This is a genomic window from Oceanobacillus rekensis, assembly GCF_002153375.1.
GTDB lineage: Bacteria > Bacillota > Bacilli > Bacillales > Amphibacillaceae > Oceanobacillus > Oceanobacillus rekensis.
The window spans coordinates 292,890-307,774 of record NZ_MTBQ01000002.1 but is presented as its reverse complement, the minus strand read 5'-3'; the positions used below and the strand labels follow the sequence as shown (position 1 = coordinate 307,774).

At 35.9% G+C, this 14,885-nt stretch carries 12 protein-coding genes; all 12 read right to left on the bottom strand.

The window, feature by feature from the left end:
* Positions 1-181: 181 nt before the first annotated feature.
* The 12 genes from BV906_RS05410 to BV906_RS05355 all read right to left on the bottom strand — a co-directional run bounded on the left by BV906_RS05410 (position 182) and on the right by BV906_RS05355 (position 14,856).
* On the bottom strand, positions 182-394 hold the full coding sequence (locus BV906_RS05410; protein WP_087972427.1) for an acetyl-CoA carboxylase biotin carboxyl carrier protein subunit: 213 nt from the start codon (positions 392-394) through the stop codon (positions 182-184).
* 25 nt (positions 395-419) lie between these two features.
* A complete protein-coding gene (locus BV906_RS05405; RefSeq protein ID WP_087972426.1) occupies positions 420-1,769 on the bottom strand; it encodes an acetyl-CoA carboxylase biotin carboxylase subunit in 1,350 nt (449 codons plus the stop codon).
* 21 nt (positions 1,770-1,790) lie between these two features.
* On the bottom strand, positions 1,791-2,999 hold the full coding sequence (locus tag BV906_RS05400) for a CaiB/BaiF CoA transferase family protein (protein ID WP_087972425.1): 1,209 nt from the start codon (positions 2,997-2,999) through the stop codon (positions 1,791-1,793).
* Between the two features lie 92 nt (positions 3,000-3,091).
* Complete coding sequence (locus tag BV906_RS05395) at positions 3,092-4,747, bottom strand: AMP-binding protein (RefSeq protein ID WP_087972424.1); 1,656 nt, start codon at positions 4,745-4,747, stop codon at positions 3,092-3,094.
* 52 nt (positions 4,748-4,799) lie between these two features.
* A complete protein-coding gene (locus BV906_RS05390; RefSeq protein ID WP_087972423.1) occupies positions 4,800-5,798 on the bottom strand; it encodes an ABC transporter ATP-binding protein in 999 nt (332 codons plus the stop codon).
* The gene (locus BV906_RS05385; RefSeq protein ID WP_087972422.1) at positions 5,773-6,801 is read right to left on the bottom strand and encodes an ABC transporter ATP-binding protein; all 1,029 of its coding nucleotides are present in this window, start codon (positions 6,799-6,801) and stop codon (positions 5,773-5,775) included. Before BV906_RS05385 ends, BV906_RS05390 begins: the two co-directional genes overlap by 26 nt.
* Positions 6,802-6,818: 17 nt before the next feature.
* Positions 6,819-7,658 carry an ABC transporter permease gene (locus BV906_RS05380; protein ID WP_087972421.1) on the bottom strand — a complete coding sequence of 280 codons (840 nt, stop codon included), beginning with the start codon at positions 7,656-7,658 and terminating at the stop codon, positions 6,819-6,821.
* Between the two features lie 14 nt (positions 7,659-7,672).
* Positions 7,673-8,617: an ABC transporter permease gene (locus BV906_RS05375; protein ID WP_087972420.1), complete on the bottom strand. Its 945-nt coding sequence runs from the start codon at positions 8,615-8,617 to the stop codon at positions 7,673-7,675.
* 98 nt (positions 8,618-8,715) lie between these two features.
* Positions 8,716-10,290, bottom strand: coding sequence for an ABC transporter substrate-binding protein (locus BV906_RS05370; protein WP_087972419.1), 1,575 nt, complete (start codon positions 10,288-10,290; stop codon positions 8,716-8,718).
* Positions 10,291-10,314: 24 nt separating this feature from the next.
* Positions 10,315-11,871, bottom strand: coding sequence for an acyl-CoA carboxylase subunit beta (locus BV906_RS05365; RefSeq protein ID WP_087972418.1), 1,557 nt, complete (start codon positions 11,869-11,871; stop codon positions 10,315-10,317).
* A 31-nt stretch (positions 11,872-11,902) separates the two neighbouring features.
* Positions 11,903-13,855, bottom strand: a complete 1,953-nt coding sequence (locus tag BV906_RS05360; protein WP_087972417.1) for a sigma 54-interacting transcriptional regulator — start codon at positions 13,853-13,855, stop codon at positions 11,903-11,905.
* 254 nt (positions 13,856-14,109) lie between these two features.
* Positions 14,110-14,856: an SDR family NAD(P)-dependent oxidoreductase gene (locus BV906_RS05355; RefSeq protein ID WP_087972416.1), complete on the bottom strand. Its 747-nt coding sequence runs from the start codon at positions 14,854-14,856 to the stop codon at positions 14,110-14,112.
* Between the last annotated feature and the right edge of the window lie 29 nt (positions 14,857-14,885).

The window sequence follows — 14,885 nt, the reverse complement described above, 5'->3', positions numbered from 1 at the left end:
CTTTTCTATTTCAGAAGATGAGCGAGTTAACATTACCTATAAAACCTACCTTCTATGTTAACCTTAACCCCTATATATGATTGCTAAAAGAGGTTCACAAGCGGGTTTAACTGTGAACCTCCGTATAATTTATTCCTTAATATAGGTATATTAATCATTCTTTATATTATTCATAACCAAGTTATTCTATGATAGCAATAACATCCCCATCATTAACAAAATCTCCTTCTCCAACTTTTAGTTCCTTTATATTTCCAGATGCTTCTGCCTCAATAGGTATTTCCATTTTCATCGATTCTAATATTACTACCTCTTGACCTTCTTCAACTTTATCCCCTTGATTAACAATTACCTTCCAAACGTTTCCTGTCATATTAGCTTTTAATTCCTGCATTTCTTATTCCTCCTCCACATCTTTTTTATTTTTTAATTACTGGCAAATAATGCTTCTCTACAAAATCAGTTGTTGTTTGACCTGCCTGAAATATTTCATTATTAATAATTTCAAGAATCATTGGAATATTCGTTTTAATACCTTCAATATTATATCGCATTAGCGCATCCTTTAAAATTGAAATGGCTTGCTTCCTATCACTACCTTTAACGATCAATTTTCCAATCATAGGGTCATAGTAAGGGGATACAGTATAATTATTTGTGATAGCAGTTTCATTTCGAATACTTTCTCCCTCTGGAAATTCAACCTTTGTAATAAGCCCTGGTGATGGAAAGAATCTTACTGGATCCTCGGCATATATTCTCACTTCTACGGAGTGACCCTCACTTACTATTTCGTCTTGATTGAAAGGTAACGTTTTATTTTCAGCTATTTTTATTTGTGCTTCAACAATATCTACTCCAGTTATTTCCTCTGTTACAGGATGTTCCACCTGAAGTCTTGTGTTCATTTCAAGAAAATAAAAGTTCTCCTCATCGACTAGAAACTCTATGGTTCCTGCACCTGTATATCCTATTACCTTAGCAGCTTGTACGGCTATGCTTCCCATTTTTTTACGTGTTTCTTCTGAGATGAAAATTGATGGCGCCTCCTCAATTACCTTCTGATTACGCCGTTGAATAGAACATTCCCGTTCATATAAATGAACAACATTACCAAAATTATCAGCCAATAATTGAATTTCAATATGATGTGCATTCTCAATTTTCTTCTCTAAAAACATCGATCCATCACCGAAGAATCTTTGCGATTTTTTTAGATTACTTTCAAAAGCTTTTTCTAGTTCCTCATCTGAATGAACAACTTCCATTCCAATTCCACCGCCTCCAGCAGAGGCTTTTAACATAATTGGATAGTTAATTTCCTTAGCTAGATTAATAGCATCTTCAACCGAAGCTACAGCTCCTTCTGTCCCTGGTATTACAGGAACACCTGCATCTTTCATAATACTTCTAGCAACAATTTTATCGCCCATCTTTTCTATTACCTTACTTGAAGGTCCAATAAATATTATCCCTTCTTTTCGGCAACTATCTGCAAATTTCCCATTCTCACTTAAAAATCCATAGCCTGGATGAATCGCATCAACCTTAGCCTCTTTTGCTACAGATAATATCTTATTTATATTTAGATAACTTTCATTTACATTGGGAGGACCTATTAAAAAGCTTTCCTCAGCCATTTTCACATATGGTGAATCCTTATCTGCTTCTGAATAGATAGCTACTGTTTTAATATCTAACATTTTGCATGTGCGGATAATTCTAGCAGCAATTTCACCACGGTTTGCTACTAATATTTTGTTTATCATATTATACCTCCATTCTACTGCTTATTCTTGATACACTCTCTCAGAAGAAATTACACCTGAATCAGAAAAAGATTTTATATCCTGTGATGTATAACCAAGTTCAGACAAAATTCCCTCCGAATGCTCTCCTATAGCAGGTGGGGGAGTTAACTCATTAAAAGGAGTATCGCTAATCTTAATAGGAACTCCATTAACTTGAATCTCTTCTCCCTCTTTGCTTAATCTCATTTTGCGAATCATATCTCTATTTTTTACTTGTGGATCTTTCGCAATATCCGCCAATGAATTAACAGGTCCAGATGCTATTCCTTCTTTTTGAAGTAAATCAAAGATTTCAAGTTTAGAATATTGCTTTGTCCACTCAGCTATTAAACTCTCTAAATCATCTCTATTTTCCATTCTACCTTCACGAGTTGAATAAATGGAATCAGCCTTTGTCCATTCAACTCGATTCATTAATCCACAAAACGATTCCCACATTTTTTGTGTGTTAGGGGCAATAAAAATGTATCCATCCTTTGTCGGATAAGCATTACAAAAAGCACGAGGATCACGATTTCCGAATAATTCCCTTTCTTTACCTGTCTCCAAGTGTTCAGAAAGTATACTACCAAACATAGGAATTATACTGTCTAACATACTTACGTCAACAAACTTCCCTTTCTTGGTTCTTTCTCGATGAAACAATGCAAGCATTGCTCCCATCGATGCTTGCAAACCAGCTATATGATCAGCTATATAGGTTCCAACAATCGTAGGTTTCCCCCCCGGATGCCCAGTTAGAGACGCTAAACCACTCATTGATTGTACAATTCCATCATAAGCCGCGTAGTCTTTATATGGTCCATCCAATCCAAATCCTGTAATTTGAACCATACTTATCTCTGGGTTAATTTTTGAAATCGTCTCAAAGTCTATTCCTAACCGTTTAGGTACACCAGCCCCATAATTGGTTATTAGAATATCTGCTTTTTCGATTAGTTTTTTTACTATTTCCTGTCCAGATTTTGATTTCAAATCAATTGAAAGTCCACGTTTATTACGGTTTTCGGAAGCAAAATATAAACTTTCACCATTATCATGAAGTGGAGGAGCTATCCTTCCCCTCTCTCCATTTATTTGCTCTACCTTTATTACATCAGCTCCATGGTCACCAAGTATCTGACTACAGAAGGGGCCAGCGATATAATGTGAAAAATCCAGAACTTTAACCCCAGATAAAATCGACATTTAATGCACCTCGTTTATCCTAATATTTATTCCATAGTTAACAGGTAAGATAACCATTAACTATCTATGGAGTTCTAATTGGCTATAGAATATTACTCTTCTACTAATAATCTACGCAATACTTTCCCTGAATTTGTTGCAGGTAACGTATTACGAAATTCAACCTCACGTGGATATTTGTAGGCAGACATTTTTTCTCTAGCCCATTCAATAATTTCATCCTCTGTTATTTTCCCTTTGTATTCAGGCTTGAGCACAATAAATGTTTTAACAATTTCTCCTTTTGTCATGTGAGGAACACCCACAGCAGCTACTTGTAATATAGCCTCATGATCCTTTATCAATATTTCAACATCTTCTGGAAACACGCTGTAACCTGATGATTTTATCATTTCTTTAATGCGCCCTTTAAAGGACAGGTAACCATCTTCATCAATCACACCAATATCACCTGTAAACACCCAACCATCTCGTAATGTTTCTTCAGTTGCGTCTGGTCTATTTAAATACCCTTTAAAAACACCGGGATTTTTTACAGCAATTTCCCCCTGTTCCCCAGGAGGTAAATCTTGACCAGTTTCAAAATCAACAATACGAATAGAAGTGTCATAAACTGGAATACCACAGGTGCCAAATTTTATCTTATTTAACGGCATAAAGGTATCAGCGGTATGTGTTTCACTTAATCCATATGATGATTCAGTAAGCACACAACCCCCAGTCAATTTCGCCCAATCCTCTGCTAACTGCTTATTAACCGGCATTCCAAAACTTGTAGCGTAATTTGTCTTTAATGACGTCAAATCCCGATTCTCAATACCCGGATGATTTAAAATTGCCACATTCATTGTAGCTACCGTATACCATGAATTAATCTTATACCTTTCAACAGCAGTGATTGCAGCCTCTGGATCAAATCGAGTAAATAAAACGGTCTTGCACCTGCTATACACAGGAATATTTACCCCCATTAACATACCTGCTATATGACATAAGGGAGAAGTCGCAGTTGTATTTGTTTCTATTTTATATCCCTTAATCTGGCTAGTTGAAGCTGTTTTAAAGAGTGCATTTCCATATGTCAGCATCGCTGCTTTCGGTCTTCCAGTAGTCCCAGACGTAAAAACCAATAGCCCGATATCTTCCCATAAATCAATCTCTGCCGTTTCATTTAATTCCGGATAGGAAACCAGAATTTCAAAAAAGTCATATACATTAGGAATCTTCTGTTTATTCACTTTAAGTTCATCTGGCAGCGGCATGTTTGGCTCTTCTGGTAAATAGTCGGCATAATTCGTTGTAACAACAAATTCAAGTGATGGTATTTTTTCTCTTATATTTTTGACTCTAGTATAAAGTTTTTGCTCTAAAAATATTGCTTTAATAGATGCTTCATTTATTAAATATTCCAATTCAGCTTCCTTATACATCGGATTTAGCGGCACTACCGTAGCACCTAATTTTTGAATAGCATAATGCCCAATAATATATTGCGGACAATTTTGCATATACAAGGCTATTCGATCACCTTTTATTACACCTTTACTCTTAAGAAAACTTGCGAATCTATCTACATTTTCATTTAGTTCACTCCAGGTAATATTATTCCCATAAAAGATATATGCTGTTTGACCTGGAATTTCTTTTGCATTATTGGCTAAATACTCATGGAGAGGTTTTTCACCTAAACGATAATTAAGTTTTTCTGGTAATATATTTGGCCAATTTTTTTTAATAAGACTTTTCAAGTGGTCTCACTCCTCCTCACGATTAAAATACTACAAGCAAATAGTTACTTTATCATTTTGTTAAAGTCAGATTTTCACTTTCTTGTTCATCAAAGAGTAAGCAGGCTGTTAAACTTTGCTCAGAAGTAGTTACCAACTTAGGTGCTTTACTCTTACATTGCTCCATTACCACTGGACAGCGTGTATGGAAACTGCATCCCTTCGGAGGATTGGCTGGACTCGGTAAATCTCCCTTTAGTATAATACGCTCCCTATCCCTCATTTTTGGATCGGGATGAGGTACTGCAGACAACAATGCTTTTGTATAGGGATGCCTTGGGTTTTCAAATAGTTCTTCAGTTTCATTAAGTTCGATAATTTTCCCAAGATACATTACGGCAATTCGATTACTAATATGCTTTACAGCTTGAATACCGTGGGCAATAAAGAGATACGATATCCCCATATCTTTCTGAATGTCCTTCAATAGATTTAAGATTTGCGCTTGAATCGACACATCTAAAGCAGAAACTGGTTCATCACAAACAATTAATTTCGGTTCCAGTGCAAGAGCTCTCGCAATACCTAACCTCTGTCTCTGCCCACCAGAAAATTCTACTGGATATCGCTTTCCGTGATACGAACTTAGACCTACTCTTTCTAGTAATTCATCTACTTTCTTTTTTCGCTCTGCTTTGGTTCCGATATTATGGAGAACTAATGGTTCTGCAATAATATCTGCAACGGTCATTCTCGGATTAAGTGAAGAATAAGGGTCCTGGAAAATCATTTGCAAATTCTTACCTAAACCTTTTTTGTTTTTATAGTCTAATAGTTTCTTTCCTTCAAATAATATGTCACCTTCTGTTGGATTAGAAAGGCCAACAACCATTCTTCCTGTTGTTGTTTTCCCACAACCAGACTCTCCAACCAAACCAACCGTTTCACCAGGGTATATATCTAAATTAACACCATCAACCGCTTTCACAAATTGATCCTTTTTTCCAAAGAGACCACTTCCCACTGGAAAATATTTCTTAACGTCTTTAAGAGTTAATAGAGGTTGTGACATGTTCTTTCATCTCTCCTTCCTTATCCAACTTATTCCAACAAGAAACCCTATTTCCAGATGGATACCTAGTTAATTCCGGCTCAACTTGATGGCATCTTTCTGTTGCAAAATCACAACGTGTTACAAAATTGCATCCTTTTGGTAACTCTAATGGATTTGGAACAACACCAGGAATAGCATCTAACAAATCCTTAGAAATACCATGTAATGGTGGTATGCTTGACATTAATCCTCTCGTATATGGATGTAGAGAGCTATCAAATATTTCATCAACAGTACCTTCCTCCACTACTTTCCCGCAATACATAACAAGGACACGGTCTGCTACTTCAGCAACTACACCAAGGTCATGCGTAATTAATAGAATCGAAATATTAAGCTCTTGTTGTAAGTCTCTAAGTAAGGTTAGGATTTGCGCTTGAATCGTCACATCTAATGCTGTTGTAGGTTCATCAGCAATTAACAGTTCTGGATCACAGGCAAGTGCAAGAGCAATCATAACTCTCTGCCTCATCCCACCAGATAATTGATGCGGATAATCATTAATCCGTCTTGCTGCATCTGGTATACCTACTTTATTCAATAACTCAAGTGCTCTTTTCAAAGCTTCCTTATAGTTTACCTTTTTATGCAACACAACCGATTCTGCAATTTGCTTTCCAATAGGATGAACAGGATTCAATGAAAACATAGGGTCCTGGAAAATCATTGCAATTTCATTTCCTCTAATTTTCCTTAATCCCTTTTCTTTTAATTTCAATAAATCCCTTCCCTTAAATTCTATTGAACTCTCAGGCTTATATTTAATTGCACTTGCATTTAATCCCATAATCGACAAGGAAGTTACACTTTTTCCGCTACCAGATTCCCCAACTAATGCTACAATTTCACCTCTATTTATCGAAAACGAAACATCATTCGTTGGTTTAATTTCTCCTTTCTTCGTTTTTATATATGTCTGAAGGTTTTTCACTTCAAGTAATGGACTCTCTGTAATCTTCATTCTGCCTTCCTCCCCTACTAAGCTTTTTTATATTTCGGATCAAGCGCAACTCGCAGGCCATCTCCAAGAAAATTCCCAGCTAAAACGGTTAGCATAATAGCTAAACCAGGGTAAATGATCATCCAAGGATTCATATTAATCATGCTATAAGCCTGCTGAATCATATTTCCCCAGCTTATTTGCGGTGATTGGGCTCCCATTCCAAGAAAACTTAATGATGTTTCCACAAGAATGGCATAACTTAAATAAAATGAAGCCTGAACTATAATTGGAGGAGCAATATTTGGAATAATATGTTTCACCATAATCCATATAGCTCCTGCACCAGATATTTTTGATGCTTCAACATAAGGCTCTGTGCGAATTTGCAAAGTCTGCCCCCTAGCTAACCTAGCCATTTGTGGTGTAAAAATAATACCGATTGCAATCATGGCATTCCATAGACTAATTCCTAACGCTCCAGTTATCCCTAAAGCCAATAGGATTGCCGGAATTGCAATGATCCCATCTACAATCCGCATAAAGATATCATCAATAATACCACCAAGATATCCTGAAAGAATCCCCATAGGTACACCAATACATAGTGGGATTAAAATAGCGAACAATCCCGCTTGGAATGCAGCTGTAAGCCCCATGATCAATCTACTAAAAATATCTCGACCAAGTTCATCCGTTCCCAACCAATGCTCCGCACTTGGATTTAATAACACTTTTGATAAATTTTGTTCCAATGGATCATGGGGTGCAACATAGGGAGCAACGATAGCAGTAATCCCAAGAAGGATTAGAAAAATCAAGCTAATAAAAGCTAGACGCTCTCCCATTAATCTTTTAAAAATACCTCTAAGACTCATTTTTCTAACCCCCTTTAATATTCAATACGTGGATCTAATAAAGCATAGACGATGTCTGTAATAAAGTTAATTAGTATTATTAACGCAATTAGTACAAGTACTACACCTTGTAACATCGTAAAATCACGTTGTAAAATGGAATTTACCGCAAGCTGCCCCATACCTGGTATAGCAAAAACAGTCTCTATAACCACAGTCGCACCTAATAGATTTCCAAATAAAATACCTATTGTCGTTACTACTGGAAGCATTGCATTTTGGAGACCATGTTTCATAATAGCCTGCCAACGATTAATTCCCTTCGAAAAACCGGTACGTACGTAATCGGCACTCATTACTTCTATTAAGGACGACCTTAAATGCCTCGTTATTTGCGCCATCCCAGTAGCACCAAGTGCTATTGCGGGAAGTATTGTCCCTTGTAAAAAGGCCCCCGGACTTTCGGTAATGCTTGTAAATCCTGTTGCTGGTACCCAGCCAAGTTGGAGACTGAAAAATATAATCAATATCATCCCTAACCAGAAGTTTGGAATTGCTGTTCCCAGTGTTCCAAAGAATCGTGCAACGTAATCCATCCAACTATTCGGAAAGTAAATAGATGTAATCGCAAAGAACAATCCGCCAGCAATTGCAAAAATCATAGCAACTATAACAAGTTGAAACGTAACACCTAACCGACTAAACACTGCTTCTTCAACAGGTTGCCCTGTAAATATTGACCTTCCTAAATCCCCTTGAACCGCATTTCCAAGCCAATTTAAGTATTGTTTTATTACAGGTTGGTCAAGTCCCAATTGTGCATGTATTTGAGCTATCTTCTCAGGTGTAGCATTTTCACCAAGTAACGCTAATGCAGGATCACCCGGAATTAACAAAATGAAAGAAAATACGATGAGGGTTGTAATAATAAGCATTGGTATAACATAAAGCAATCTTCTCATAATAAATTTAAAAAACATTATACCCTCTCCTCTCGTTAATTTTGTAGTTAATAAAAGATCGAATTTTCATATTTTATTTGAGGAGTAACAGATTACTGTTACTCCTAGTCTTGAAATTACTGTTCTTTCCAGATGGTTGAGAACACTGGTTTACCTAACATATTAGGCTCATATCCCTTTATCGACGGATTCATAGCATCTGTTACTAATTCAAAGAAAAGTGGGATCATAATCGCTTCTTCTAAAACAGCTTTCTGGTTAATTTTCTTGTAAAGTTCTGCACGCTCTTCTTGATTATAATTACTTGCTGCTTGAGAAATTAAACTCTCAATCTCTTCTGTAGAATGTCCACCTACATTATAGAAACTATCACTTGCAAATAAATAATTAATTGTCATTTGCGGATCTGGTCGACCAGTCCAACTCGATAAGAAAACAGGGACTTCTTTTTCACTAAAGTAGTTTGATACAGCCGCTGATAATTCCATAGATTGTAGGTTTACTTCAATTCCAATTTCACTTAATTGACTCTTTATTGCTTCTGCTATTCTTTGCTCATATGCAGTAGTATAGTGATTCATCGTTATGGATACATTTTCCAATCCAGCTTCTTTTAACAGTTCTTTTGCCTTTTCAGGATTATACTCTATTGTAAGTTCACTATCAGATGCCCAATAATCTGCTGGGAACGGTTGATATGCTGCCTCACCTTTACCAAAGTTAATCGCTTGAACAATGGCCTCACGGTCAATGCCATGTAAAATAGCTTGTCTTACAGCTTTGTTATTTACATGTTCATATTCTGTATTAATATAAAGCATACGGAATTTAACTGGCACCACTTGTTTTAATACAATGTTTGGATCACTCTCAAGAGATTGTACGTTAGTAGGAGATAAGTAGTAAGCCAAATCAACTTCTCCTGATTTCAATGCATTAATTCTTGTATTTTCTTCTGCCATTATCTTTACTGTCATTTTATCTAAATATGGCTGACCTTCTTGCCAGTACTCTTCAAATGCCTCAAAAACTATCTCACCATTTGGAATATGGTTAACCATCTTAAAAGGTCCTGCTCCTGTAGGATTTAGTGAATAGTCCTCTCCATACTCTTCAACAGCAGTTGGAGATGCCATCATTCCGCCTCTATCAGATAAAGCTAACAATATAGATGAATCGGGCTGTGAAAAAATTAATTCAACTGTATGTTCATCTATAATTTCTACTTTTTCAATATTCTCTAAATCAGATATATTTGACTCCCCTGAATTTATACGTTCAATATTAAATTTAACCGCTTCTGCATTAAAAGGAGTTCCATCATGGAAAGTTACTCCTTCTCTTAAATTCAGCAAAAGTGTTGTATTATCCGTAAATTCCCAGGATTCTGCTAAACCAGGTTCGGGCTCTAGTTCTGATGTAAATTTAATTAATGTCTCATAGACAGGCCACAGTAATGTGTGGTCACTTCCTGCACTCCCTTTAATTGGATCATAGTTACTAAGGTCCGTATTATATGCAAACACTGCTTCGCCACCTTGTACCGGTGTACCTTCTTCAACAGTATCACTATTTACTGCTGTTTCTTCTGTATTACTAACTTCTTCATTTCCCGAACAACCTACAACTATTAGTAGGGTAGCAATCAATAAAAATAATAAACTAATTGAATTTAACTTCATCTTCTTCATCTTAAACCCTCCTTTTATTTTTTATTATGGACGCATCGTATGTGTAGATGGACCAATGTGTTGCGGCAATAATGTATATGCATCATCCACCCATTCACATAGTAGCGGTCTTGTATCTCGAGGATCAATAATTTCTTCGATTCCAAACGCCTCAGCTGTGCGCAATGGTGAACGAACACTTTCCATTCTGGCTGCCAAGTTGGCTAACAATTCCTGTGGATTATCACTAGCTTCTAGCTCCCTACGATATGCAACCTGGATTCCTCCTTCGACTGGTAGTGATCCCCAGTCACCAGACGGCCATGCATAACGCTGGTGTAGTCCATGACCATTAATCATTCCTGCACCCCCAACGCCGAATACTCTGCGAAGGATAATTTCTATCATCGGAACTCTTGCCTGATAAATTGATGCTATCGCACGTACGCCCTTACGGATTGTCCCTCTTTTTTCAGCTTCAAGCCCTACAACAAGACCAGGTTGGTCAACTAAATTCACAATTGGTAGATGGAAGGTTTCGCATAAATCAACAAATCGCTCTATCTTTTCACAACTATCTACTGTTAATCCCCCGCCACCAACAAATGGATCATTTGCTAAAAAACCTACTGCATGCCCATTGAGTCTAGCAAACCCTGTTACAGTCCCACCACCATAGTAACGACCCATTTCAAAAATGGAACCAATATCAAAAATCTTTTCCAGAATAGGTCGTATCTTATATGGACGTCTTCTATTTTTTGGAATAGCTGAAATTAAGCCTTCGTCTTTACGATCTATGCGATCTTTTGATTCAATTACAGGTGGCAACTGATAGACATTGCTTGGTAAATAAGATAAGAATTTACGTATATGTTCAAATGCCTCATCCTCAGATTTCACTATATTATCAATTGCGCCACTTGAACGATGTACTTGAACGCCACCCAATTCTTCCTTTGTTAGATTTTGGCCAACACCAAAGTTTACAATTTGAGGTCCTGCCACAAATAGTTGCGATGTTTTCTCTACCATTACAGAAAAGTGTGATGCAGTTACTCTAGCTGCGCCTAAACCTGCTACAGAACCAAGACATGCACCTACAACAGGAACAACCCCCATATTTTTCACAACATAGTCCCAAGCTGGATTGACAGGAACGTATGTATGCCCTTGAATATCTAGGAATTTTACACTTCCTCCACCTCCAGTTCCATCAACTAGTCGAATAATAGGAAGCTGTAATTCATGAGCCATTTTTTCCGAGTATAATTGTTTTTCCTTAATTGCCCCATCTGCAGCACCACCGCGTACAGTAAAATCATCTGCGCCAATGACAACTTTTCTACCATTTATTCTTCCTGTACCTAGAAGGAAATTCGCTGGGCTAAAATCTTTTCTTTCACCATTCTCATCGTAAGTTACTTTTCCAGCAATGGCTCCACTTTCATGAAAAGAGTGATTATCTAGTAATCTATTAATCCTTTCTCTAACTGTTAATTTTCCTCTTGAAAGGTGTTTTTCAACATTCTCAGTTCCACCCATCTTATATGCTTCTTTCTCCCTTTTTCGCAACTCTTCTATTTCTGCTTGCCAACTCATTATTTTTCCTCCTTAGCTAATAATATTCTAATTACTCCTCGGCATACTTTTGCATTTTTCTGACTACTGTAGATTGATTAACCCCTAAAGCAGATGCGGTTTTTCTAGTATTACGGAATAAAGCCATTGCTTGTGTGATTAATTGTTGTTCTACCTCCCCAATGGCATCCTTTAATGGAACTATGCCATTGACAAGAACCTTTCTAGGAGATCGAGCAATATGTTGTTGTTGAAAGATACAATCCTCTACTTGGTTTCTATTAATTGTTGCTTCTGGAGTAATGGTAATAAGTCTTTCAATTACATTCATGAGTTCTAATATATTTCCTGGCCAATTATAACCTTCTAAGCTTTCGATCGCCTCCTTTGAAAAAAATTTTTCTACATTATATAATTCGGAAAATTTATCTTGTAATACAGAAACCAATAATGGTATATCTTCTACTCTTTCTCTTAGAGAAGGCATATAAATAATTTCTGAGCTTAAAACTTCAAATAATTCTCTACAAAATATACCCTTTTCAACAAATTGTTTTAATTTTGTATTAGTTCCTGCTACTACTCGGAATTTCTTTGGTTTAGTATATAGAAGATTAAGTAAATATAATTGCATATTATTTGGCAATTTCTCAATTTCATTAAAGTAAATCATCCCATTAACAGTTTTATCGATTGTTGATATATTTGAAATTGAACCACTCTCAATCTTGATAAAAGGCGCATCATGATTATTACTGCTAGCATGAATAATTCGTGCGATTCTTTCCTTTCCAGTACCTGATTCACCTTCTATGAGGATAGATTCTTCATTATTCGCATATTGATAAATTCTTCTTTTTAATTTTTTCATTCCCTTTGACTGTGTTACTAAGATATGACTTTTTTTAAAATCAGAAAATAATTGATGTAGTTTAAATCTTTCAGAGAATAAGAAACTCTTATTATCATTAGCAACTGACAAATCCCTAATAGTAACTACAATCTTGTTAAACCCCTCATCTTTAGTTTGAATTGGTGCTGCTCTAATTAAAATAGGATTTCCATTTTGCTTATTCCTTTCGAGATAAGTAATAGCTTTTTTCCGTCTCTTTATATCGGTGACTACACAGTTTTCAAAATAATTACCTAATAATTCCTGATAATATTTAGGTACTTTTAATGTACCCAGTACACGTTTAAATGCTGTGTTTGCTTTTAACACTGCGCCATATCTGTCAAGAATCAAAGATGCATCATTTAAAAAATCTAGAACGTAGTCATATTCTCTAACAACTTGTTGTATATTGCGAAGTTCCTTAAATGTATCAGTTATATCTGAAATATTCTGAAAAACACCTACAGCGCCTATTGTTTTACCATTGTGAATTATAGGAGTTCTATTTGAAATAAATTTACGTTTCCCTACGTTATACTTATTTGTTTGCTTTTTTCCTGTTTTCGCAACATCCAATAGTTCAGTTGGAATACCTACATCAGCCAAAAACTTACCGAGGCACTCTTCTTTTTTTAAGTTTGTAAGTTGCTCAGCTGCTGGATTCATAGCTGTTATATAACCATTGTTGTCAATAGCTATAATACCGTTATGCGCATATTGAAATATAGCATTTAAACTTATTTTCTCAGTTTCCATTTGATTTGCTTTTGCATCAAGTAATTGATGGCTATTAACATAGCCTGTCCAAATACTCTCTTGATTCCTTACTGGGTAAACATTACAATTAATTGAATCAATCATAGTGATGGTCTCATCCTCATGTACAAACTTATCAATATGAATTTGGACTTCTCCTACCCTTTTCTTTTTTAAAGCTATTCCTTTCATTAGATCTTTTATAGTAATCATTCCAACTAATTGGTCTTCAGAAAAGACAAGACCTGCTTCCACTTTCAAATCATAAAACATTTCAATAGCTTTGTTTACCTCATCATCATCATAAAAGCGAACTGATGTTCTTGTCATTATATCCTTAACTTTAACAGTCAATTTTCTATCACCACCTCATTAAAGCGCTTTCATTAATCTAATGTTGAATACTTGTTTTTTATTATATACTATTTTTTGATGTTTGAAAACACTTAAATTTAAAAATATACTGATTTTTCTATATATTCTTTACCTTCGATTCCTATTTGCATCAAAATACTCTATATGATGAAAAAGAAAGAACTCCTTAAGATAAATGGAGTTCTTGGAGATCGCCACTTTGTATTCTGCTTTTTAATAGCTATCAAAGATAATTATTGATTCAATGTCCCACCATCAATAACTAAAGTTTCCCCGGTAATAAATGAGGCTTCACCTGAAGCTAAGAACAAAACAGCGTTGGCTACTTCTTCTGGTGTTCCAATTCTTTTTAAAGAATTGGCAGTGGATAAGAGTGGCCACTTTTCCGTTTCCTTCCAGTGAGTTACCATACTAGTATCAATAATTCCCGGCGCAATTGCATTAACGCGAATATTTTGTCTTCCGAATTCTTTGGAAACAGCTTTAGTAAGTGCAATTACACTACTTTTAGAGGCCGAATAAGCCGAAGTTAACTTTTGCCCTTTAATTCCTGCAATACTGGCAGTATTAATAATCGAGCTTCCAGATTCCATCTTTGGAATAGCGTATTTCATTCCCAAAAACACACCTGTAATATTAGTGTCTATAACTTTTTTCCACTGTTCCATTGATACATCAGGCAATTTCTTTTCTCCACCACTTCCAACACCAGCATTGTTGAATAAAATATCGATTTTATTATATGAATCTAATGTCTTTTGAACCAGATTTTCAACTTCCCGAGGATTTGTCATGTCAGTAATTACATACTCTGCCTTTCCACCATTCTCTTTAATCATATTTACTGTTTTCACACATGCTTCTTCACTAATATCCGCAACCATAATAGAAGCCCCTTCTTCTGCAAAGCGCAATGCTGTTATTCTACCTATATCTCCCCCACCACCTGTAACTATTGACACTTTATCATGTAGGCGCATACAACCATCTCCTTGTTTTTAGTGACGCT